We start from the raw sequence: 23,028 nt of genomic DNA on the forward strand, positions 1-23,028 counted from the left end.
AATATTTAATAAATAGATGCACCCATTATAGGAGGAAACATTCATGAACTTATTAGGAAAAACAAGAAAGATCAACTCAATGCTACAGGCTTCAGCTGGTAAACAAGTTAACTTTAAAGAAATGGCAACTACACTTAGCGGTGTAATCGAATGTAACGTGTTCATTTTGAGCCGTAAAGGAAAATTATTAGGATTTGAGATTAATCAACAAATTGAAAACGAACGTATGATTCAAATGATGGAAAACCGTCAATTCCCAGAAGAATACACAAAAAATCTTTTCAACGTAAACGAAACATCTTCAAACTTAGATGTTTACAGTGAACACACAGTGTTCCCAGTAGAAAATCGTGAATTGTTCAAAGATGGTTTGACTACGATTGTTCCAATAATCGGTGGCGGAGATCGTTTAGGTACATTAATTCTTGGACGTTTGAAAAATGAATTCCATGACGATGATTTAATTCTTGGCGAATACGGTGCTACTGTTGTTGGGATGGAAATTCTACGTGAAAAATCAGAGCAAATTGAAGTTGAAGCACGTACGAAAGCTGTTGTTCAAATGGCAATCAACTCATTATCATACAGTGAGTTAGAGGCAATTGAACATATCTTCGAAGAGCTTGATGGCAACGAAGGCTTACTTGTAGCATCTAAAATTGCTGATCGCGTTGGAATTACACGTTCAGTAATCGTTAATGCTTTACGTAAATTAGAGAGTGCTGGCGTTATCGAATCACGTTCTTTAGGAATGAAAGGAACGTACATCAAAGTATTAAACGACAAATTCTTAAACGAATTAGCTCAACTAAAACTTAAATAAATACAACGTAACAACCACAAAGACTGTGTCTTTGTGGTTGTTTTTTTATTTGCAGCAACAAAGGTAGCAAGATGATCTGAAAAAAGAATGGATGGGCACGTGACGAAGTCACAACCCCATCTACTTCTCTAGATTAATGATGCGTCCGAAGAGGACTGAGACCTGTCTATCAACTTATAGCCCTATATTTTGTGGTTTTAGTGTTTTTCAGACGTCAATGCCTATTTTTCAGACGTGGAGGATGTTTTTTCAGACGTCAACGCCATTTTTTCAGACGTCAACCTCTAAAAGTCAGACTGAGATTTTCCGGAAGGATGAAAACCGGATGTTCTACATCTGCCGTCATTTACTTTTCTATATAGTAAGTATCCCAAATGACTTTAAAAAGTAGTCTTGTAAATAAATTAAGCAGACAGAGGCCGAAATATTATCTTCAGCCGAATATCTACATAAAGGAACCAACGATTCTCTAGTAAACCAAACGCTCCTAACAATCAATGTGGCGTCAAGTTTGCAAGGGAGCGAAGGACGCACAACGGAAGCAAGATGATCTGAAAAAAGAATGGATGGGCACGTGACGAAGTCACAAGCCCATGCACTTTGTTCTCTAGACCAAAGTGCAGCTAATAGTGCGATCGAAGCAGACTGAAAACCTTATGGCGTTAGTGGTTGTATTCAAGGTTTAATCTAATTTCGTTAGTGAAAGTCAGACAGTTTCTAACCAAAACTTCACGTGTCAAAAAAGCATGAAAACTAAACTAGAAGGTTAAAACTCTCTCCTATTAATGCTAAAAGTTTACACGATGTATTAAAATATTCAGCTAAACACTTGCGAGGGAATTCTAGATATGGTATATTTGCAAACGGTGTTATCACACACGCATTTGGATAGTGACAAGTGGTCCTTAATCAGATTAAGGTCTTGAGCGCTAGTTGAAAAATGCGGAGGGAAAAAAAACCAATATCAGGAGGAAACAAAAAATGTCAGTAATCTCAATGAAACAATTACTTGAAGCAGGTGTACACTTCGGTCACCAAACTCGCCGTTGGAACCCAAAAATGAAAAAATATATTTTTGTGGAACGTAATGGTATCTACATCATCGATCTTCAAAAAACAGTTAAGAAATTAGAAGAAGCATACGAATTCATGCGTCAAGTTGGTGCTGATGGTGGTAAAGTTCTTTTCGTTGGTACGAAAAAACAAGCACAAGAAGCAATCAAAGAAGAAGCAGAACGTTCAGGTATGTACTATGTTAACCAACGTTGGTTGGGTGGAACATTAACTAACTTCGGCACAATTCAAAAACGTGTTAACCGTTTAAAAGCAATCGAAAAAATGGAAGAAGACGGTACTTTCGAAGTCCTTCCTAAAAAAGAAGTTGTTCAACTTAAAAAACAACACGAACGTCTTGTTAAATTCTTAGGCGGTATTCGCGACATGAAAGGTGTACCGGATGTAATGTTCGTAGTAGACCCACGTAAAGAGCGTATCGCTGTTGCAGAAGCTATTAAATTGAACATTCCTCTTGTAGGAATTGTTGATACAAACTGTGATCCAGATGAAATCGACTACATTATTCCTGCAAACGATGATGCTATCCGTGCCGTTAAATTATTAACTGGTAAAATGGCTGACGCGTTACTTGAGTCAAAACAAGGTGAAGAATCTCCAGCTGAAGCTGCTGAGTAATCCCACGTATTTTTTTAGGTGATAAGCGGCTTAAACCCCTTATCACCTTTTTTTGAGAATAAAGTTGAGTTGATACTTGAATAGGAGGAAACAACAATGGCAGTTACAGCACAAATGGTTAAAGAATTACGCGCAAAAACAGGCGCAGGTATGATGGATTGTAAAAAAGCATTAGTAGAAACTGACGGTAATATCGATGCAGCAGTAGACTTTTTACGTGAAAAAGGACTTTCAAGCGCAGCTAAGAAAGCGGATCGTATTGCAGCAGAAGGTACTACTTATATCTTAGAACAAGGGAACGACGCTGTTCTAGTTGAAGTAAATGCTGAAACAGATTTCGTTGCAAAAAACGAAGGTTTCCAAACTTTAGTAAGAGAATTAGCTGAGCACTTATTAGCTACAAAACCTGCTACAGTGGAAGAAGCGACTGCTTCTACAATGTCTAATGGATTAGTTGTTGCAGATCACATTTCAAATGCAATTGCAAAAATTGGTGAAAAAATCACATTACGTCGTTATGTAGTTCGCACAAAAACTGACAATGATGCTTTTGGTCCTTACCTACACATGGGTGGACGTATTGGTGTTCTTGTAACACTTGAAGGTTCAACTGATGCGCAAGCAGCTAAAGACGTTGCTATGCACGTTGCAGCTTTAAACCCGCAATTCATCTCTCGCGATGAAGTTTCTGCAGAAGATGTGGACCGCGAGCGTAAAGTATTAACTGAGCAAGCATTAAATGAAGGCAAACCTGAAAACATTGTTGCTAAAATGGTGGAAGGCCGTCTTGGTAAATATTTCGAAGAAGTATGTTTACTAGAACAATCATTCGTTAAAAACTCAGATCAAAAAGTTAAAGATTTCGTGAAAACAACGGGTGGTACTGTTACTGAATTCGTACGTTACGGTGTTGGCGAAGGAATCGAAAAACGCCAAGATAACTTTGCTGAAGAAGTAATGAGCCAAGTTAACAAAGGTTAATTAAAAAATCACAAAAGCTCGAAGTTGAGCTACTATTAATATTTGATTTACTCTGGGGAGCACGATTCTGTGTTCCCTATTTTTCGAGAAAAAAGTGTAATGGAGGCTACTTATGAGCACACCACAATATAAAAGAGTTGTTTTAAAATTAAGCGGAGAAGCTTTAGCTGGAGAACAAGGTTTTGGTTTATCCCCAGAAATTATTATGTCTGTTGCGGAACAAGTGAAAGAAGTAGTTGATCTAGGTGTTGAAGTTGCTGTTGTTGTAGGCGGCGGAAATATCTGGCGTGGTAAAGTTGGTAGCGAAATGGGTATGGACCGTGCAACTGCGGACTATATGGGTATGTTAGCTACTGTAATGAACTCTTTAGCACTACAAGATTCACTTGAAAAGTCAGGCGTTGAAACACGCGTCCAATCTTCTATTGAAATGAGACAAGTTGCTGAACCGTATATTCGTAGAAAAGCGATACGTCATTTAGAGAAGAAACGCGTTGTTATTTTTGCAGCTGGTACCGGAAATCCTTACTTCTCGACAGATACTACTGCAGCTCTTCGTGCAGCAGAAATAGAAGCTGATGTAATTTTAATGGGTAAAAACAATGTTGATGGTGTTTATTCAGCTGATCCAAAAACAAATAACGATGCTATTAAATACGATAAATTGACCTTCTTAGAAGTCATTCAACAAGGTCTACAAGTAATGGATTCAACTGCATCGACTTTATGTATGGACAACGATATCCCACTCATAGTATTCTCAATTATGGAGAATGGAAATATCAAACGTGCTGTATTAGGTGAAAAAATTGGAACAATCGTTAGGAGGAATTCGTAATGTCAAAACAAGTGATTGATCAAACAAAAGAAAGAATGTTAAAAGCGATACAGGCTTTAAGTCGTGAGCTTTCAACGATTCGTGCAGGCCGTGCAAGTTCATCTTTATTAGATAAAATCTTTGTTGATTATTATGGCTCACCTACGCCAATCAATCAAATTGCCGGTATTGCTACACCTGAAGCTAGATTAATTACGATTCAACCGTATGACAAAACAGCTCTTGGTGATATCGAAAAAGCAATTCAGAAATCAGACTTAGGGATTTCCCCGACGAATGATGGAACGCTTATTCGTATTGCTATTCCTGCTTTAACAGAAGAACGCCGTAAAGATTTGGTGAAACTGGTTAAGAAAGAAGCAGAAGAAGCTAAAGTTGGTATTCGTAATATTCGACGTGATGCGAATGATGAATTAAAAAAATTAGAGAAGAAAAGCGAAATTACTGAAGATGATTTACGTGGATTCTCTGACAGTGTACAAAAATTAACAGATGATCATATCGTTCAGGTAGATCAAGTTGCTAAAGAAAAAGAAAAAGAAATTTTAGAGGTTTAAAATTTTGAACTTTTTATCTGTTAAGACGTTCCTATAAAATAGGACGTCTTTTTTTGTGGGAATGAAGAAAATTCCAACTTTTTTTGATATGATAGGAAAGACAACATTCCGATAAGTGCGTAAAGTGGAGGACTCAAATGTTACATAAACTCATTCGGAGAAAACCCGAACGACAAAATCAAACGCTAGCGGAGCGAATTTCGCAATCTAAAAACGAACATATTCCAGCTCATATTGCTATTATCATGGATGGTAATGGGAGATGGGCAAAAAAACGCGCACTTCCACGTGTAGCGGGTCATCACGAAGGCATGAAAACTGTGCGGAAAATTACACGACTAGCAAATGACTTAGGTGTACGTGCCTTGACTGTTTATGCATTTTCAACTGAGAATTGGAAACGTCCAAAACTTGAGGTTGATTTCATCATGCGCTTGCCTGAGGAGTTTTTAGGTAAGTATCTTCCTGAACTCATTGAACAAAATGTGAAAGTCGTTATGATGGGGGAAAATGAAACTTTACCTAAACATACTCAAGAAGCAGTGAGAAAAGCAATGGAACAAACAAAAGATAATACTGGATTAGTATTAAACTTTGCTTTGAACTATGGAAGTCGCGCAGAAATAGCACAAGCTATGCAAAAAATTGCGCAACAAATCCAGGAAGGTACAATTGATCATACGGACGTTAATGAAGATTTAATATCACAGCATTTAATGACTTGTGATTTGCCAGAACCTGATTTGCTAATCCGTACAAGTGGAGAAGTTCGCCTTAGTAACTTTATGTTATGGCAATTGGCATATACAGAGTTTTGGTTTACGGATACATTGTGGCCGGATTTTGACGAAGCTTGTTTATTAGATGCTGTAGAAAGTTATCAAAACCGAAATCGCCGTTACGGGGGATTGAAGGGAGAAGAAACAAATTGAAACAACGCATTATTACAGCGATAATTGCCGCAGCCCTTTTCATTCCAATTGTCTTACTTGGAGGATGGCCATTTACAATTCTTGTTTACGCAATGGCAGCGGTGGGGTTATATGAAATTTTAAAAATGAAAAGTCTTTCAATTTTTTCAGTTCATGGTTTTATCACGTTATTCGCCTTATTTGCATTTTTAATGCCAAGCGAGTGGGCTAGTTCATTAATGGAAACTACGGGATATACCAAAATAGATTTTGCACTTATTGCCGTTCTTTTATTATTAACGTATACCGTGGTTGTTAAAAATCGTTATACTTTTGAGGATGCTGCATTCTCAATTTTAGGAGCATTATATGTTGGCATCGGATTCTTCTATTTCATTGAAACTCGTGCAGCAGGAACTGAGTTCGTGATTTTCGCATTATTGATTGTGTGGACAACGGATTCAGGAGCCTATTTCACAGGTAAGAAATTCGGTAAAAAGAAATTATGGCCAGAGATTTCTCCTAATAAAACCATCGAAGGCTTTATTGGAGGCGTTACGACGGCTATTATTTTTGCGATAGTTTATCAGTGGATCTCACCAATCAGTTCATCGTATTTGATTCTTATCGTAGTAACGATAATTGCTTCCATCTTTGGTCAAGTAGGAGATTTAGTTGAGTCAGCACTTAAACGTCATTACAAAGTAAAAGACTCAGGAAATATATTGCCTGGACATGGTGGAATTTTAGATCGATTCGATAGCTTATTATTTGTGTTACCGCTTCTACATTTCTTGCATTTTGTTGGTTAAGGAGATTTAAAGTTAATGACAAAGCATATTACTTTATTAGGTGCAACAGGTTCGATTGGTGTTCAAACAATTGACATCATAAGAGAGCATCCACAAGAATTTAAATTAGTTGCCTTTTCTGCAGGCCGTAATTTAGATAAATCAAGAGAAATTATTCGTGAATTTAGACCTACCCTAGTATCAGTCCAAAATGAAAATGACGCAATTCTTCTGAAAAAGGAATTTCCGGGTATTGAACTTGCATATGGTAGCAAAGGGTTGATTGATGTCGCTACACATCCAGACGCTTCTGTTTTAGTAAATGCGGTATTGGGTAGTGTCGGACTTGAATCAACTTTAGAGGCAATTAAACAACAAAAAACAATTGCTCTTGCAAATAAAGAAACGCTAGTCACAGCTGGACATCTTGTCATGGCCGCGTCAGCGAAATATAACGCTCCGATTATACCGGTTGATAGTGAACATTCTGCGTTATTTCAATCGATGAATGGAGAAAAACGAAGCCAAGTGAGTCGATTAATATTAACGGCATCTGGTGGAAGCTTCCGCGATCGTACGAGACAAGAATTAGAAAGTGTAACGATTCAAGATGCTTTAAATCATCCTAACTGGTCGATGGGAGCTAAAATCACGATTGACTCAGCAACGATGATGAACAAAGGATTAGAAGTGATAGAGGCACAAGTGTTATTTGATATGTCATACGATGATATCGATGTTGTTTTACACAGAGAAAGTATTATTCACTCTATGGTGGAATTTCACGACACAAGTGTTATGGCTCAACTCGGTACCCCGGATATGCGTGTACCAATTCAATATGCTCTATCATATCCTGATCGTTTGCCAAGAAAACAGGCAAAGCGTTTAAATCTTGTTGAAATAGGCAAACTGCATTTTGAGGAAATGAATTTAGAACGTTTTCGTGCTTTGAAACTAGCGTATGACGCTGGACGAGCAGGTGGTTCGATGACAACCGTGTTAAACGCTGCGAATGAAGCGGCGGTTGCATTGTTTTTAAATGGGGACATTCGATTCTTACAAATCGAAGAATTAATCGAGCGTGTGATGGACAAACATGACATGATACGTACACCTGATCTAGAAACGATTTTACAAGTAGATGCTATTACAAGAAAAGCTGTTCAAAACATGGTAAAATGATTGCAAGATTGATGACGGCAAAACGCTGTAAAAAAGGTGGGACTTTATGGAGACAACCATTGCTTTTATTTTAATATTTGGTTCACTTGTATTTTTTCATGAATTAGGTCACTTTATTTTTGCTAAACGTGCAGGAATCATGGTTCGTGAATTTGCAATAGGTTTTGGGCCAAAAATAGTTGCGATTACAAAAGGCGAGACACTTTATACACTTCGTTTACTTCCACTTGGTGGATATGTTCGAATGGCTGGAGAAGACATGGATTCAGTTGAATTGCAACCTGGATTTAGAGTAGGTTTAGTTCTAAATGCTAAAGAACAAGTTGTGAAAATTGTATTAAATCAAAATAAACAACAACAAGATATGTTGTTTTTAGAAACAGAACGTGCTGACTTAGAAAAAGGTCTTTGGATTGAAGGCTATGATGAAGAAGAGCGATTAGTACGATATGATGTTTCCCGAAAAGCAGTGATTACGGAAAACGGGAAAGATACATTGATTGCACCTCATGACCGTCAATTCGGTTCGAAATCAATTGGTAATCGTTTCATCACGATATTTGCGGGTCCATTGTTTAACTTTATTTTAGCTTTTTTCATTTTTCTAATGATTGGCTTGTTACAAGGTGTCCCAACTTATGAACCAATTATTTCAGGTGTAGCAGAAGATGGTCCTGCTTTGGATGCTGGTATGCAAGAAGGGGACTTAGTAACGAAAATTGACGGGCAATCAATTGATACATGGCAAGCACTCGCTGAGAAAGTACAAGAAAGTGCTGGTGAAGCTTTAACATTCGAATATGTTCGAGATGGTGAAGTTATTAATTCAACCATTACACCGAAATCTGTCGAACAAGATGGTGAGTCTTTTGGTCAAATCGGTGTTCTATATGAAAGTCCGGTTGAAAAAAATCCGTTAAAAGCTGTAGCTTTTGGTGCGGAACAAACCGTTACTTGGATTGCTAAGATTTTTGAACTGCTTGGTATGTTGATTACTGGTCAATTTACAATTGACGCTTTGTCTGGTCCTGTTGGGATTTATAAGGCAACTGAACAAGTGGCTCAATATGGCGTCTTTAATTTAATGAATTGGGCAGCGATTCTAAGTATTAACTTAGGTATTATGAATTTACTTCCATTACCAGCGCTTGATGGCGGAAGATTATTATTCTTCTTAATTGAAGCGGTGCGTGGAAAACCTGTGGATCGTCAAAAAGAAGGAATGGTTCATTTCGTCGGAATCATGTTGTTGATGGTACTGATGGTTGTTGTTACGTGGAATGATATTCAGAGATTCTTCTTTTAACTAATAAATATGCGAATGCTATGAGGAGCTTTTAAATTATGAAACAAAGTCTTACATTCATCCCGACCCTTCGTGAAACCCCAGCTGATGCGGACGTTAAGTCTCATCAGCTGCTCCTTCGCGCAGGATTTATTCGTCAAAATACAAGTGGTATTTATTCATTTTTACCTCTAGGTAAACGCGTTCTACAAAAGGTTGAAAGTATTGTCCGTGAAGAAATGGATGCAATTAATGGTGTTGAAGTATTAATGCCTGCTATGCAACAAGCGGAATTGTGGCAAGAAACTGGACGCTGGTACTCATACGGACCTGAATTAATGCGTCTTAAAGATCGACATAATCGTGAGTTTGCACTTGGCGCAACACATGAAGAAGTTATTACTTCATTGCTACGTGATGAGATTAAGTCATATAAGAAATTGCCGTTGACTTTGTATCAAATTCAAACGAAGTTCCGTGACGAAAAGCGTCCTCGCTTTGGTTTGCTTCGTGGTAGAGAATTCCTTATGAAGGATGCCTATTCTTTCCATGCGACACGTGAAAGTTTAGATTTAACATATGAAGATATGGTACAAGCATATTCAAATATTTTTACTCGCTTAGGGCTGAATTTCAGAGCAGTTATTGCTGATTCAGGCGCTATCGGAGGAAAAGATACACATGAATTTATGGTACTCTCTGAAATAGGTGAAGATACGATAGCTTATTCAGATGCATCAGACTTCGCAGCAAATATTGAGATGGCAGAAGTAAATGTTTCATATACGTCGTCAACAGAAGAAATGATGGATGTCGAGAAAATAGCGACACCAGACCAAAAAACAATCGAACAAGTTGGTTCATACTTAAATAAAGATGCAAAACAATGCATCAAAACGTTAGTGTTCAACGTGGACGAAGAATTAGTAATCGTTTTGGCTCGTGGTGATCATGAAATCAATGATATTAAAGTGAAAAACGCGTTACAAGCAAAAGTGGTAGAGTTTGCAACTGAACAAGAGGTTAACCAGTTGTTAAATTGTGAAGTTGGATCTCTTGGTCCAGTTAACATTCCAATGGGGATTAAAGTAATTGCTGATCATGCAGTTGCGACAATTCGTAACGGCGTATGTGGAGCAAATGAAGCTGGCTTCCATTTAGTGAATGTAAATTCAGAACGCGACTTTGCGGTAGATCAATTTGAAGACTTACGTTTTATTATGGAAGGAGATCCTTCTCCAGATGGGAACGGAACCATTGTCTTCGCAAAAGGTATTGAAGTGGGGCATGTCTTTAAACTTGGAACAACTTACTCTGAACCTATGAATGGAACTTTCCTAGATGATAATGGTCGTTCTCAGCCATATATTATGGGATGTTATGGTATTGGTGTTTCTCGTGTAATGGCTGCAGTAGCAGAACAGTTCCAAGACGACAAAGGTTTTGTTTGGCCACACGTAGTTGCACCATATGACGTACATTTAGTGCCAATCAATACTAAAGATGAATCACAAGTAACACTTGCAGATGATTTATATAAAGAATTAAAATCTAATCGCTATGACGTTTTATACGATGATCGTGTTGAACGTGCAGGAGTAAAATTTGCCGATTCTGATTTAATTGGATTACCACTTCGCATCACAGTCGGTAAAAAAGCTGCAGAAGGTTTAGTTGAAGTGAAAATACGAAAAACTGGCGAAGTATTTGAATGGAAAAAAGAAGAGGTCCTTGAACAACTTCAATCTTTCTTTTCGTCAATAAACGATTAATCAAAAGGAAGACCTTGAAATCGGGTCTTCCTTTCTTTTTCTCATGAATGAAAGGAGGCATTGCGTATGACAATCGAACAAGATGCCAAAAGACGGTTGCAACTATTATTGCAGCAGTTAGAACTGACAGCTGATGAATACATGATACATTTTGAATCTGCATCCTTGAGTCGCATGACCGTACATAAAAAAGAACGTGTCTGGCGCTTTACCATACAAGTAGAACAACTCCTACCTTTTAATATGTTTCAGTTATTTCATATGCGTTTGAGAGAAAAATTCGCAGGCATTGCAGATATAAAATTATCGATTACATGTGTACAGCCACAAGTAGAAGAAGAAACCATTGCTGCTTACTGGCCCTTCATATTGCAAGAAATTGACGATATGTCCCCACCACTTAGAGATCGTTTGATGACACAACTTCCTACGTTTAATGGACAAACAGTCCAATTTACATGTGCGCAAGAAATTGAGTTTCGTACATTTAAAAATAAATATGCATCTAAGATATCAGATATTTATTGCTCGTTTGGTTTTCCAGTGTTGCCGATTGATTTCAAATTAATCGAGGAAAAAGAAGAGCTTGCAGAAGCCCAATTAGCTTTCATGAAGCAACGAAAACTAGAAGAAGATGAACTAGGCAAAAAAGCATTAGCGGATATGCAGAAACGTGAAACAGAACGCCAAGCAAATCCAGGAGCGACTTTGAACGGTCCATTCCAATTGGGGACTCCTATTAAAGCGGATGAACCAATTCTTGAAATTAAACAAATCCAAGATGAAGAACGTCGCATCACGATAGAAGGATTTGTCTTTGATGTAGAAGTAAAAGAATTACGTAGCGGTCGTTCCTTATTAACAGTCAAAGTCACTGATTATACCGACTCAATTCTCGTCAAAATGTTTTCACGAGATAATGAAGATGCTGAACTCATGGGTTTGCTTAAAAAAGGAACTTGGTTAAAAGTCCGAGGTTCTGTTCAAAATGATACGTTTGTCCGTGACTTAATTGTCATGGCACAAGACATCATGGAAATAAAAGTAGATTCTAGAAAAGATACTTCACCTGAGGATCAGAAACGCATTGAACTTCACTTACACACACCGATGAGTCAAATGGACGCAGTTTCCTCAGTGGATGCATTAGTTGCACAAGCCGCAAAATGGGGACATCCTGCAGTCGCGATTACCGACCACGCAGTTGTTCAATCCTTCCCTGATGCATATGCTGCCGGGAAAAAATATGGAATAAAAATCATTTACGGTTTAGAAATATATATGGTGAATGATGGAGTGCCGATCGCATATGAAGAAGAACATCGTGCATTAGCTGACGCCACATATGTCGTCTTTGACGTAGAAACCACCGGGTTATCTGCTGTGTACAATAGCATAATCGAGCTTGCTGCTGTGAAAATACAAAACGGGCAAGTGATAGATAAATTTGAAAGTTTTTCAAATCCGCATAATCCTTTATCTGCCACAACGATTAACTTAACTGGCATAACGGATGATATGGTTAGAAATGCACCAGAAATAGATGACGTCATTAAACGATTCCACGACTGGATTGGTGACAGTATTTTAGTAGCTCATAATGCTTCCTTCGATATGGGCTTTTTATATGTAGGGTATAAACGATGTGGGTTAGAACAAACCATACATCCTGTTATTGATACACTTGAACTGTCCCGCTTTTTGCACCCTGAGATGAAAAACCATCGTTTAAACACGATGGCTAAAAAATTCAATATTGACCTCACACAGCATCACCGAGCGATTTATGATGCAGAAGCAACGGGTGATTTACTTTTAAATCTATTAAAAGAAGCAGAACAAAAAGGCATACACTACCATGATGAATTTAATCATCAAACAGGTAATGGAGACTCATATAAACGTGCACGCCCTTCACATTGTACGCTTCTTGCCACGGATGAAACAGGTTTGAAAAACCTGTTTAAGCTTGTATCTTCTTCTCATATGAATACATTTTTCCGTGTTCCACGTATACCTAAATCTGTTTTAGTGAAGCACCGTAAAGGGCTACTAATTGGATCGGGCTGTGATAAAGGGGAAGTATTTGAAGGCTTGATGCAAAAGTCTCCTGAAGAAGTTGAAGACATTGCGAAGTTTTATGACTACTTAGAAATTCATCCAAAAGAAGTTTATGCTCATTTAATTGAAATGGAACTTGTAAGAGATGAATGGAACCTTGAAGACATTATTCGCAAAATGATTAAGCTAGGTAAAAAAGTAGATCTTCCAGTTGTAGCTACTGGTAATGTTCATTATATAAATGAAAATGATGCGATTTTCAGACAAATTCTAATTGGCGGACAAGGTGGAGCCAATCCATTAAACCGTCATAAATTACCCAAAGTTCATTTCCGCACAACAAATGAAATGTTAGATGCTTTTTCTTTCTTGGGTGAAGAAACAGCAAAACAAATCGTAGTGGAGAATAGCCATAAAATATCCGCTAGAATCGAAGATATTAAACCAATCAAAGATGATTTATATACACCGAAGATTGAAGGGTCCGACGAAGAAGTTCGCTTGTTAAGCTATAATATGGCAAAACAAATTTATGGAGAAACAATTCCTGAAATTGTAGAAGCGCGTATGGAGAAAGAACTGAAGTCGATTATTGGTCATGGTTTTGCGGTTATCTATTTGATTTCTCACAAATTGGTTAAGAAATCGTTAGACGATGGTTATTTAGTAGGATCGCGTGGTTCTGTAGGTTCTTCGCTTATAGCGACACTAATGGAGATTACTGAAGTAAATCCTTTACCACCACATTATATATGTCCGCAATGTCAACACGCAGAATTCTTTGATGATGGATCTGTAAGTTCAGGATTTGATTTGCCAAACAAAGTCTGTGTTAAATGTGAAACACCATACAAAAAAGATGGTCAAGATATTCCTTTCGAAACGTTCCTTGGTTTCAAAGGGGATAAAGTACCGGATATCGACTTGAACTTTAGTGGTGAATATCAATCAAAAGCACATAATCATACGAAAATTTTATTTGGTGAAGACAATGTATATCGAGCAGGTACGATTGGTACAGTTGCAGATAAAACGGCTTATGGCTATGTCCGTGGATATGCCAATGATCATAACTTGACCATCCGAGGTGCGGAAATTGACCGACTTGTACAAGGTTGTACAGGTGTTAAACGGTCGACAGGACAACATCCAGGTGGAATTATCGTTGTACCTGACTATATGGATATTTTCGACTTCTCACCCATCCAGTTCCCAGCAGATGCGCAAGACTCTGAATGGAAAACCACTCACTTTGATTTCCATTCCATTCACGATAATTTATTGAAGCTTGATATTCTTGGACACGACGATCCAACAGTCATTCGGATGCTACAAGATTTATCAGGCATTGATCCAAAGACGATTCCAATTGATGATCCTGAGGTCATGAAGATTTATTCTGGAACAGAATCTCTTGGAGTGACCCAACAACAGATTGGCTGTAAAACGGGTACTTTAGGAATTCCTGAGTTTGGTACTCGTTTCGTAAGACAGATGTTAGAAGAAACGAAACCTACAACTTTCTCAGAGCTTGTACAAATTTCTGGTCTGTCTCATGGAACTGACGTATGGCTTGGCAATGCACAAGAGCTTATTCAAAACGGTACATGCCAATTGTCTGATGTTATTGGGTGTCGTGATGATATTATGGTTTATTTAATTTACCAAGGGCTCGATCCATCACTGGCATTTAAAATTATGGAGTCTGTTCGTAAAGGTAAAGGATTAACTCCAGAGTTTGAAGCAGATATGCGCCAAAATGGAGTACCTGCCTGGTATATCGATTCTTGTAAAAAGATTAAATACATGTTCCCGAAAGCCCACGCAGCAGCTTATGTTTTAATGGCTGTTCGTATTGCTTATTTCAAAGTGCATTTTCCGATTTTATACTATGCAGCATACTTTACCGTCCGTGCAGCAGACTTTGACTTACATGCCATGACAAAAGGTCCAGCTTCTATCCGTGCAAAAATAGATGAAATCAATGCCAAAGGGCTTGATGCTGCTCCTAAAGAAAAAAGCTTACTAACTGTACTTGAAATTGCTCTTGAAATGTGTGAACGCGGCTATCACTTTAAAAAAGTGGATTTATATGAATCAAAAGCAGCGGAATTTGTGATTGATGGTATGGGACTAATTCCGCCATTCAATGCGATCCCAGGTTTAGGAACAAACGTTGCAAAAACAATTGTTGAAGCTCGCAAGAATGGTGAGTTTTTATCAAAAGAGGATTTAGGTCAACGTGGTCGTGTTTCAAAAACATTACTTGAGTACATGAATCAACTTGGCTGTTTAGAAGGAATGCCAGATGCCAACCAATTGTCACTGTTCTAGACCTGATTTGCACTGAACGCTATCGTATGGTATCATTTGTATAACAAGTTGTTGATAGATTTACGGCAAAAGAGTGGGATTTCCCGCTCTTTTCTGTTTGTTATGTCGAAAATAAGTCGCTTCGGGAGGCATGTATGAGCAGTATATTAATCGAAGTAGAAAAGCTTGTAACGCCAATAGTTCAAGAATTGAAATTGGAGCTCATTGATTTAGAGTTCGTTAGAGAAGGAAGAAATTGGTTCTTACGTATTTATGTAGATACACCTCAAGGTGGTATTGACATTGAACATTGTGCACTTGTAAGCGAGCGCGTAAGTGAAGTGTTAGATGCTAAGGATCCAATTGAACAAAATTACTTTTTAGAAGTTTCTTCACCTGGGGCTGAACGTCCATTGAAAAAAGAAAGTGATTATCTTCGAGCAATTGGTCAATTCGTATTCGTGAAAACATATGAGCCAGTAAATGGCATGAAAGAGTTTGAAGGAATACTAACGGCTTATAGTGAGCAAGGTCTAGAAGTGGAATATCGAGTTAAAACCAGAAAAATTAAAGTTCAACTTGCACATGAGAAAATTGCGTTGGCACGGTTAGCAATCAATTTCTCTGCATAATGTGAATGTAGGAGTGAAGAAAAATGGCAAAGGCAAAAGCTAAGGCTAAAGCAAATGCAAATGAATTGCTAGATGCGTTATTGGCTCTTGAAAAGCAAAAAGGAATTTCGCGCGAAGTTTTGATTGAGGCGATTGAAGCAGCGCTTGTTACAGCATATAAACGCAATTTTAATCAAGCACAAAATGTACGTGTGGATTTAAATTTAGATAACGGTACGATGTTAGTATTTTCACGTAAAGATGTAATGGAGGAAGTACTAGATGATCGTCTACATATTTCATTGGAAGACGCTAAACAAGTAAATCCGGCGTTCGAACTTGGAGACGTAGTGGAGCAAGAAGTGACGCCGAGAAACTTTGGCCGTATCGCAGCTCAAACAGCTAAACAAGTTGTTACTCAACGTGTTCGTGAAGCAGAACGTGGTTTGATTTATGATGAGTATGTTGACCGTGAAGAAGATATTGTCAATGGAATCGTGGAACGTTTAGATGCTCGTAATATTTATGTTGGACTTGGCAAAGTTGAAGCTGTATTACCTGTGAATGAACAAATTCTAACGGAAACTTACCGTCCTCATGAACGTATTAAAGTTTATATTACGAAAGTAGAACGTACAACTCGTGGACCACAAGTATTTGTGTCTCGTACACATCCAGGCTTACTACGCCGCTTGTTTGAAATGGAAGTACCTGAAATCTATGATGGTATTGTCGAAATTAAATCTATCGCTCGTGAAGCTGGCGATCGTTCGAAAATTTCAGTTGTTGCACATAACGAAGATGTTGATCCAGTTGGTTCTTGCGTTGGGGCAAAAGGTTCTCGTGTACAAACCATCGTTAATGAATTAAATGGTGAAAAGATTGATATCGTTGAATGGTCTGAAGATCCGGTAATCTTTGTTGCTAATGCACTTAGCCCTTCAAAAGTGTTAGATGTACAAATTAATGAAGATGAAAAATCGACGACAGTCGTAGTGCCAGACTATCAATTATCTTTAGCTATAGGTAAACGTGGACAAAACGCGCGTTTAGCAGCTAAGTTAACGGGATGGAAAATTGATATTAAGAGCGAAACAGACGCTCGCGAACTTGGTATTTATCCATCTCAAGCTTCTGAAAGCTTTAACCACGTAGATGAAGAAGAATACGATGATAATAATGATGATGAAAACTTTGATTTATACAAAGATGAAGAATAAACGAAGAGGGTGAATTTTGATGTCTAGTCAAAAGAAAATACCTTTACGAAAATGCGTTGCGACAGGTGAAATGTTTCCTAAAAAAGAAATGATTCGAATTGTTCGTTCAAAAGAAGGCGAAGTTTCAGTTGACCTAACTGGTAAAAAGTCAGGTCGAGGAGCATATGTTTCTAAAACTAAACAAGCAGTTGAACTTGCAAAAAAACGCAAAATTTTAGATAGCCATCTAGAAGCAAAAATACCAGAGAGCATTTTTGAAGATTTGTTAACTGTGATTGAAAGAGAGCAACTAAAATGAATCAAAAGCAACAAATCTTACAACTTCTCGGTTTAGCAGTCGGTGCGAGAATGTTAACTTCTGGTGAAGAATTAGTCGTAAAAGTTATACGTAATAGCCAAGCGAAGATTGTTATTATTTCATCTGATGCCTCTGCTAATACGATGAAAAAAATTCAAGATAAATGTAAGTCTTACAACGTTGAGTTACATGTTTTCGGTGATCGTTCAGATCTCGGACATGCTACAGGAAAAGATGCCCGCGTGGTACTCGCAGTAACCGATCAAGGTTTTGCGAAAAAACTTTCCGAACTACTCAACGAATTTAATCGGGGGTGACCTAATGACCAAACTACGGGTTCATGAATACGCAAAGCAAATTAATAAAACAAGTAAAGAAGTTATCGAGCAATTAGGTAAATTAGATGTACAAGTGACGAATCATATGTCGACATTAGAAGGAGATGCTGTTTCTAAACTAGACTCTGTCTATAAAAAAACATCTTCTACTACTCAAAAACCTGCATCATCAAGTGCTAATCGTCCACAAGGCGACCGCCCACAAGGATCGGGTTATCAAGGCAATCGTCCGCAAAGCGATCGTCCCCAGTCTAATCGTCCACAAGGATCAGGTTCACAAGGTACTCGCCCACAAGGTTCTAGTACTCAGGGTAATCGTCCACAAGGTTCTGGATACCAAGGAAACCGTCCACAAGGTAGCGGTTCTCAAGGAAGCAGTTCACAAGGAAATCGTCCACAAGGTTCTGGATACCAAGGAAACCGCCCACAAGGCAGTGGTTCTCAAGGCAACAGTTCTCAAGGGAATCGTCCACAAGGTAGCGGTTATCAAGGAAACCGTCCACAAGGTGATCGTCCTCAATCAACTGGACCAAAAGCACCAGTGGGACAAAGTCGTGGCGTAGCAAATGCTTCTACTCCATCACGCGATAAGACAAAACCTGTAACAGCAACTTCAGGTGAAGGTCGTAAAGAACAAGGTGATCAGGCTAAAACGAAGAATTTTGGTCCAAACCGTGCACCGGGTTCAAGTTTTAACCCTCGTGCTGGCGGCGGGAATCACCGTCCGGGGACTGGTAATCGCGCTGGAGGCAGAAACAAAGGGAAACAAAATCGCCAACCAGTAGCACCACCAGTACCAAGAAAAGAAAAAGAATTACCAGAAAAAATCACATTCTATGAATCATTAACAGTTGCAGAACTGGCGAAAAAATTAGGTAGAGAGCCATCTGAAATCATTAAAAAATTATTCTTACTTGGGGTAATGGCAACAATTAACCAAGAGTTAGATAAAGATGCTATCGAATTGATTTGTACAGACTACGGTGTTGAAGTAGAAGAAGAAATTCGTGTGGATATTTCTGATTTAGAAGGATATTTCGAAGGCGAAGAAGAAAAACCTGGTGTTCAACTAGAACGTCCACCAGTTGTTACGATTATGGGGCACGTTGACCATGGTAAAACAACTCTTCTAGATTCAATCCGTAAAACTAAAGTAACTGCTGGCGAAGCTGGCGGGATTACTCAACATATTGGTGCTTACCAGGTTGTAGAAAACGGCAAAAAAATCACATTCTTAGACACACCTGGTCACGCAGCCTTTACAACGATGCGTGCTCGTGGAGCTAAAGTGACTGATATTACAATCTTGGTTGTTGCTGCTGATGATGGTGTAATGCCTCAAACGATTGAAGCTATTAACCATGCAAAAGCTGCTGAAGTTCCAATCATTGTAGCTGTGAATAAAATGGATAAACCGTCAGCTAACCCTGATCGTGTAATGCAAGAACTTACTGAACACGGTTTAGTTTCTGAAGAATGGGGCGGAGAAACAATCTTTGCACCAATTTCAGCTTTAAATGGTGAAGGTATCGATAACTTATTAGAGATGATCCTATTGGTTTCTGAAGTAGCTGAGCTAAAAGCTGACTCTAAACGTCGTGCAATTGGTACTGTTATTGAAGCTCAACTTGATAAAGGTCGTGGCTCTGTCGCAACACTTCTTGTACAAGATGGAACACTTAAAATCGGAGATCCAATCGTAGTCGGTCATACGTATGGTCGTGTTCGTGCGATGGTTAACGATTTAGGTCGTCGAGTGAAAGAAGCGGGTCCAAGTATGCCAGTTGAAATTACTGGATTAAATGATGTGCCACAAGCTGGAGATCGTTTCGTAGTATTTGAAGATGAGAAAACAGCTCGCCAAGTTGGAGAGTCTCGTGCATCTACAGCTCTACAAGCACAACGTTCAGAGAAAACTCGAGTAACTCTTGACAACTTATTTGACCAAATGAAACAAGGTGAAATGAAAGAGTTAAACATCATTGTAAAAGCTGACGTTCAAGGTGCTGTAGAAGCTATGGCAGCTTCTCTTATGAAGCTTGAAGTTGAAGGCGTAAATGTACGTATCATTCACACTGGTGCTGGCGCAATTACAGAATCTGATATTTCACTTGCTGCAGCTTCAAATGCAATTGTTATTGGATTTAACGTACGACCAGATACTAATGCTAAACGTGCAGCAGAGGCTGAAGGCGTAGACATTCGTTTACACCGCATTATCTATAAAGTAATAGAAGAAATTGAAGCTGCAATGACTGGGTTACTTGATCCTGAGTTCCAAGAAAAAATCATTGGTCAAGCTGAAGTTCGTGAAACATTTAAAGTTACGAAGATTGGTACAATTGCCGGAAGTTATGTGACTGAAGGTAAAATTGCCCGAGATAGTGGCGTCCGTGTCATTCGTGACAGCATTGTCGTATTTGAAGGTGAATTAGATTCACTTAAACGTTTCAAAGACGATGCAAAAGAAGTTGCAAAAGGGTATGAATGTGGGATAACTGTGAAAAACTATCATGATGTCAAAGAAGGCGACATTATTGAGTCATTCGTAATGGAAGAGATCAAACGCAAATGATTTCGTATGCGGAGTGTGAATTCATCATTCCGACGTCCCATTCGTTAAAAGAGAAGCGCGCTGTGCTGCAGCGCATGCTTACTCGAACGAAGCAAAAGTTTAACGTCTCAATTTCTGAAGTTGATCACCAAGATAAATGGCAAAGGACCCGTATTGCGATTGTCTGCGTTGCTTCTTCTAGCGATGCAAGCGACCGTGAGCTGACCCACGCCATTCATTACTTGGAATCTAATCCAGAGTGGGAACGAACGGAAACGATCCGTGAACACTTATAGATAGAACAGAGGTGAAGCCAACATGGCGAATCGCTCAAATCGAGTAGCAGAACAAATGAAAAAAGAATTAGGCGAAATCATCGCTCGTAAACTAAAAGACCCGCGTATTGGGTTTGTCACTGTAACGGACGTTGAGGTTACAGGTGACTTACAACAAGCAACTGTCTTTATTACCGTTCTCGGAGATGATAAAAAACGTCGAGAAACGTTAAAAGGTCTAGTTCAAGCTAAAGGATTTATGCGAACTGAAATAGGTCAACGAATTCGTTTACGTAAGACACCAGAACTTATGTTTGAACTTGATAAGTCTTTCGATTACGGGAACAAAATTGATAACCTACTTAAACAAATCAAAACTGAAGAAGTTGAGATTGAAGAAATCAATACTGAAGAAGTTGAGATTGAGGAAATCAATACTGAAGTTGAGAATGAAGATAACAAAATTAAAGAAGTTGAATAACCAAAAGAAGTCTGCGAAACTTAGTTTTAGCAGGCTTCTTTACTATTTACAAACTACATAATACGTATAAAGGAGTGGGACCGAATGCAAAACGGCATTCTTCCGCTATGGAAAGAAAAAGGGATGACGTCTCACGATTGCGTCTTTAAACTACGTAAAATATTGAAAATGAAACGCATTGGCCATACAGGAACTCTCGATCCGAGTGTTGAAGGAGTTCTCCCTATTTGTTTAGGAGAATCGACAAAAGTAGCGGAGTACCTTACAAACGCGGGAAAAATTTATGAGGCTGAAGTAACGATTGGCGCATCCACGTCTACAGAGGACGCTGACGGCGACGTTGTGGAACATGATGATTCACACAAACAATTCACACGCCAAGAAATCCTTGCTGCTTTATATGCATTAACTGGCACAATCGAACAAACACCACCCATGTACTCAGCCGTAAAAGTAAATGGAAAAAAACTATATGAATATGCACGAGCTGGAATGGCAGTTGAAAGACCAACAAGACAAGTAACCATTTACGAACTTACACTATTAAGTGAAGAGAGTAGTTTTTCTGGTGAACGAGTGACATTTAACATTCGAGTATCGTGTAGTAAAGGAACCTATATTCGTACACTTGCTGTTCAAATAGGCGAGAAACTTGGTTTTCCTGCCCATATGTCGCAATTAGTCCGTACAGCGTCTGGTACATTTAAAGCTGACAATTGTTTCACTTTACAACAAGTCCAAGAGTTAGTAGATCAACATGCATTAACAGCTAATTTATTTGAATTAGATTACGCTCTTGAAGACATGCCAAAATTTGACGTTCCCACTGACCTAGAAAAAGCAATTCAAAATGGACAAGTATTAGATGCATTACATGCGCTTCAGTCACATGAACGAATTGTTTTTACTAGAGATGGTCAAGCAGTTGCGGTCTATGTCAACCATCCTACAAAGGAAGGTAAGATGAAGCCAGAAAAAATGTTTAATCGATTACCAAAAGAAGGAGATGCGGAATGAACACTGTACATTTATCCTATCCACATCACATTGGTGATTCTACAATTACTGGTCCCTTTTCTTTAGCGATTGGCTTTTTTGATGGGGTTCATCTAGGCCATCGAGAAGTCATTGGACATGCTAAAAGAGTAGCGGAAGAGCGAGGATTAAAGTTAGCTGTTATGACTTTTGATCCTCATCCTTCGATTGTACTAGGAAAACGAAATGAAAAAGTATTTTATATTACACCACTTGAACAAAAATTAGAATTGCTTCAATCAATAGGTGTTGATACAACATTTGTGGTTCGATTTACATCTGATTTTGCCCAGTTAACTCCAGAAAATTTTGTTGATACATTCATTCGTCAATTGAATGTAAAACACGTAACAGCAGGGTACGATTTCACTTTTGGTGCTTTTGGTCAAGGCAATATGGATGTAATGAAAAAATTATCCCATAACGACTTTGATGTATCAGTCGTTGAAAAGAAATCGTCAGAAAATGAAAAAATTAGTTCCACTCGTATCAGACAAGCATTAACGTTAGGCAACATGGAGAATGTTCTTGAATTATTAGGAAGGCCATTTCAAATTCCAGGAATTGTTGTTCATGGAGACAAGAGGGGTCGAACAATCGGCTTCCCAACGGCCAATATCCAAGCAAAAGAAGGATTTTACATCCCTGCTACTGGTGTCTATGCAGTTAGAATGTTAGTTCAAGACGAATGGGTAGATGGTGTTTGCAATGTTGGCTATAAACCGACGTTTAAAAACCCTGATGAGAAACACCTGACGATTGAAGTTCATTTATTTGATTTTGATAAGAACATTTATGGAGAAGAGGTCTTCGTTGACTGGTATCACCATATTAGAGATGAACGTAAATTTGATGGTATTGATTCTTTAAAACATCAAATTGAAAAAGACAAACAAACTGCTATGTCGTTTCTTCAATAGACTATTTAAGAGTTGCAAAGAAGTAGTGTATGTGCTACTATTTTTAAGTGCATAGAGATATGCCTAACCGTTGCTTGGCAGTGCGAA

Annotated in this window: 20 protein-coding genes; all 20 read left to right on the forward strand. The window is 38.5% G+C overall.

Translation table 11 applies throughout. The features are described 5' to 3' along the window. Positions 1-43: 43 nt before the first annotated feature. Positions 44-823 carry a GTP-sensing pleiotropic transcriptional regulator CodY gene (codY, locus tag WBG45_RS14540; protein WP_024535007.1) on the forward strand — a complete coding sequence of 260 codons (780 nt, stop codon included), beginning with the start codon at positions 44-46 and terminating at the stop codon, positions 821-823. A gap of 981 nt (positions 824-1,804) precedes the next feature. After that, a complete protein-coding gene (gene rpsB / locus WBG45_RS14545) occupies positions 1,805-2,515 on the forward strand; it encodes a 30S ribosomal protein S2 (RefSeq protein ID WP_024535005.1) in 711 nt (236 codons plus the stop codon). Positions 2,516-2,611: 96 nt separating this feature from the next. Then, positions 2,612-3,496 (forward strand): translation elongation factor Ts, encoded by an 885-nt coding sequence (gene tsf, locus WBG45_RS14550; RefSeq protein ID WP_024535004.1) that lies wholly within the window; start codon positions 2,612-2,614, stop codon positions 3,494-3,496. Between the two features lie 112 nt (positions 3,497-3,608). After that, positions 3,609-4,334 (forward strand): UMP kinase, encoded by a 726-nt coding sequence (gene pyrH, locus WBG45_RS14555; protein WP_024535003.1) that lies wholly within the window; start codon positions 3,609-3,611, stop codon positions 4,332-4,334. Further along, the gene (gene frr / locus WBG45_RS14560; RefSeq protein WP_424415671.1) at positions 4,334-4,891 is read left to right on the forward strand and encodes a ribosome recycling factor; all 558 of its coding nucleotides are present in this window, start codon (positions 4,334-4,336) and stop codon (positions 4,889-4,891) included. Before pyrH ends, frr begins: the two co-directional genes overlap by 1 nt. Positions 4,892-5,028: 137 nt before the next feature. Then, positions 5,029-5,823, forward strand: a complete 795-nt coding sequence (locus WBG45_RS14565; RefSeq protein WP_424415673.1) for an isoprenyl transferase — start codon at positions 5,029-5,031, stop codon at positions 5,821-5,823. Beyond that, complete coding sequence (locus WBG45_RS14570; protein WP_424415675.1) at positions 5,820-6,614, forward strand: phosphatidate cytidylyltransferase; 795 nt, start codon at positions 5,820-5,822, stop codon at positions 6,612-6,614. Before WBG45_RS14565 ends, WBG45_RS14570 begins: the two co-directional genes overlap by 4 nt. 15 nt (positions 6,615-6,629) lie before the next feature. Further along, the gene (dxr, locus tag WBG45_RS14575; protein ID WP_424415677.1) at positions 6,630-7,778 is read left to right on the forward strand and encodes a 1-deoxy-D-xylulose-5-phosphate reductoisomerase; all 1,149 of its coding nucleotides are present in this window, start codon (positions 6,630-6,632) and stop codon (positions 7,776-7,778) included. A gap of 46 nt (positions 7,779-7,824) precedes the next feature. After that, complete coding sequence (gene rseP, locus WBG45_RS14580; protein ID WP_424415679.1) at positions 7,825-9,084, forward strand: RIP metalloprotease RseP; 1,260 nt, start codon at positions 7,825-7,827, stop codon at positions 9,082-9,084. A gap of 38 nt (positions 9,085-9,122) precedes the next feature. Next, positions 9,123-10,835, forward strand: a complete 1,713-nt coding sequence (locus tag WBG45_RS14585) for a proline--tRNA ligase (protein ID WP_424415681.1) — start codon at positions 9,123-9,125, stop codon at positions 10,833-10,835. Positions 10,836-10,901: 66 nt separating this feature from the next. After that, a complete protein-coding gene (locus WBG45_RS14590; RefSeq protein ID WP_424415683.1) occupies positions 10,902-15,230 on the forward strand; it encodes a PolC-type DNA polymerase III in 4,329 nt (1,442 codons plus the stop codon). 134 nt (positions 15,231-15,364) lie between these two features. After that, positions 15,365-15,841, forward strand: coding sequence for a ribosome maturation factor RimP (rimP, locus tag WBG45_RS14595; RefSeq protein WP_424415684.1), 477 nt, complete (start codon positions 15,365-15,367; stop codon positions 15,839-15,841). Between the two features lie 23 nt (positions 15,842-15,864). After that, a complete protein-coding gene (gene nusA / locus WBG45_RS14600; protein WP_424415686.1) occupies positions 15,865-17,040 on the forward strand; it encodes a transcription termination factor NusA in 1,176 nt (391 codons plus the stop codon). A 19-nt stretch (positions 17,041-17,059) separates the two neighbouring features. Continuing rightward, the gene (gene rnpM / locus WBG45_RS14605; RefSeq protein ID WP_424415688.1) at positions 17,060-17,338 is read left to right on the forward strand and encodes an RNase P modulator RnpM; all 279 of its coding nucleotides are present in this window, start codon (positions 17,060-17,062) and stop codon (positions 17,336-17,338) included. Beyond that, positions 17,335-17,655 (forward strand): YlxQ family RNA-binding protein, encoded by a 321-nt coding sequence (locus WBG45_RS14610; protein ID WP_024534992.1) that lies wholly within the window; start codon positions 17,335-17,337, stop codon positions 17,653-17,655. Before rnpM ends, WBG45_RS14610 begins: the two co-directional genes overlap by 4 nt. Positions 17,656-17,659: 4 nt before the next feature. Further along, the gene (gene infB / locus WBG45_RS14615; RefSeq protein ID WP_424415690.1) at positions 17,660-20,251 is read left to right on the forward strand and encodes a translation initiation factor IF-2; all 2,592 of its coding nucleotides are present in this window, start codon (positions 17,660-17,662) and stop codon (positions 20,249-20,251) included. Next, on the forward strand, positions 20,248-20,526 hold the full coding sequence (locus WBG45_RS14620; protein ID WP_024534990.1) for a DUF503 domain-containing protein: 279 nt from the start codon (positions 20,248-20,250) through the stop codon (positions 20,524-20,526). The genes infB and WBG45_RS14620 overlap by 4 nt, the downstream gene beginning before the upstream one ends. Before the next feature lie 22 nt (positions 20,527-20,548). Beyond that, the gene (rbfA, locus tag WBG45_RS14625; RefSeq protein ID WP_424415693.1) at positions 20,549-20,986 is read left to right on the forward strand and encodes a 30S ribosome-binding factor RbfA; all 438 of its coding nucleotides are present in this window, start codon (positions 20,549-20,551) and stop codon (positions 20,984-20,986) included. A gap of 84 nt (positions 20,987-21,070) precedes the next feature. Beyond that, positions 21,071-22,003 (forward strand): tRNA pseudouridine(55) synthase TruB, encoded by a 933-nt coding sequence (truB, locus tag WBG45_RS14630; RefSeq protein WP_424415695.1) that lies wholly within the window; start codon positions 21,071-21,073, stop codon positions 22,001-22,003. Next, on the forward strand, positions 22,000-22,941 hold the full coding sequence (gene ribF, locus WBG45_RS14635; protein ID WP_424415697.1) for a riboflavin biosynthesis protein RibF: 942 nt from the start codon (positions 22,000-22,002) through the stop codon (positions 22,939-22,941). The genes truB and ribF overlap by 4 nt, the downstream gene beginning before the upstream one ends. Positions 22,942-23,028: the final 87 nt, after the last annotated feature.

The sequence above is a fragment of the Paenisporosarcina sp. genome (assembly GCF_049671445.1).
In the GTDB taxonomy this organism is placed as follows: Bacteria; Bacillota; Bacilli; order Bacillales_A; family Planococcaceae; genus Paenisporosarcina.

What these genes read in the sequence shown, in the direction of transcription:
- WBG45_RS14620 (WP_024534990.1), top strand. Translation starts at nt 20,248, where the DNA reads ATGATTTCGTATGCGGAGTGTGAATTCATCATTCCGACGTCCCATTCG.
- dxr (WP_424415677.1), top strand. Translation starts at nt 6,630, where the DNA reads ATGACAAAGCATATTACTTTATTAGGTGCAACAGGTTCGATTGGTGTT.
- truB (WP_424415695.1), top strand. Translation starts at nt 21,071, where the DNA reads ATGCAAAACGGCATTCTTCCGCTATGGAAAGAAAAAGGGATGACGTCT.
- WBG45_RS14585 (WP_424415681.1), top strand. Translation starts at nt 9,123, where the DNA reads ATGAAACAAAGTCTTACATTCATCCCGACCCTTCGTGAAACCCCAGCT.
- WBG45_RS14610 (WP_024534992.1), top strand. Translation starts at nt 17,335, where the DNA reads ATGAATCAAAAGCAACAAATCTTACAACTTCTCGGTTTAGCAGTCGGT.
- rnpM (WP_424415688.1), top strand. Translation starts at nt 17,060, where the DNA reads ATGTCTAGTCAAAAGAAAATACCTTTACGAAAATGCGTTGCGACAGGT.
- ribF (WP_424415697.1), top strand. Translation starts at nt 22,000, where the DNA reads ATGAACACTGTACATTTATCCTATCCACATCACATTGGTGATTCTACA.
- nusA (WP_424415686.1), top strand. Translation starts at nt 15,865, where the DNA reads ATGGCAAAGGCAAAAGCTAAGGCTAAAGCAAATGCAAATGAATTGCTA.
- rbfA (WP_424415693.1), top strand. Translation starts at nt 20,549, where the DNA reads ATGGCGAATCGCTCAAATCGAGTAGCAGAACAAATGAAAAAAGAATTA.
- rpsB (WP_024535005.1), top strand. Translation starts at nt 1,805, where the DNA reads ATGTCAGTAATCTCAATGAAACAATTACTTGAAGCAGGTGTACACTTC.
- rimP (WP_424415684.1), top strand. Translation starts at nt 15,365, where the DNA reads ATGAGCAGTATATTAATCGAAGTAGAAAAGCTTGTAACGCCAATAGTT.
- frr (WP_424415671.1), top strand. Translation starts at nt 4,334, where the DNA reads ATGTCAAAACAAGTGATTGATCAAACAAAAGAAAGAATGTTAAAAGCG.
- WBG45_RS14565 (WP_424415673.1), top strand. Translation starts at nt 5,029, where the DNA reads ATGTTACATAAACTCATTCGGAGAAAACCCGAACGACAAAATCAAACG.
- codY (WP_024535007.1), top strand. Translation starts at nt 44, where the DNA reads ATGAACTTATTAGGAAAAACAAGAAAGATCAACTCAATGCTACAGGCT.
- rseP (WP_424415679.1), top strand. Translation starts at nt 7,825, where the DNA reads ATGGAGACAACCATTGCTTTTATTTTAATATTTGGTTCACTTGTATTT.
- tsf (WP_024535004.1), top strand. Translation starts at nt 2,612, where the DNA reads ATGGCAGTTACAGCACAAATGGTTAAAGAATTACGCGCAAAAACAGGC.
- infB (WP_424415690.1), top strand. Translation starts at nt 17,660, where the DNA reads ATGACCAAACTACGGGTTCATGAATACGCAAAGCAAATTAATAAAACA.
- WBG45_RS14590 (WP_424415683.1), top strand. Translation starts at nt 10,902, where the DNA reads ATGACAATCGAACAAGATGCCAAAAGACGGTTGCAACTATTATTGCAG.
- pyrH (WP_024535003.1), top strand. Translation starts at nt 3,609, where the DNA reads ATGAGCACACCACAATATAAAAGAGTTGTTTTAAAATTAAGCGGAGAA.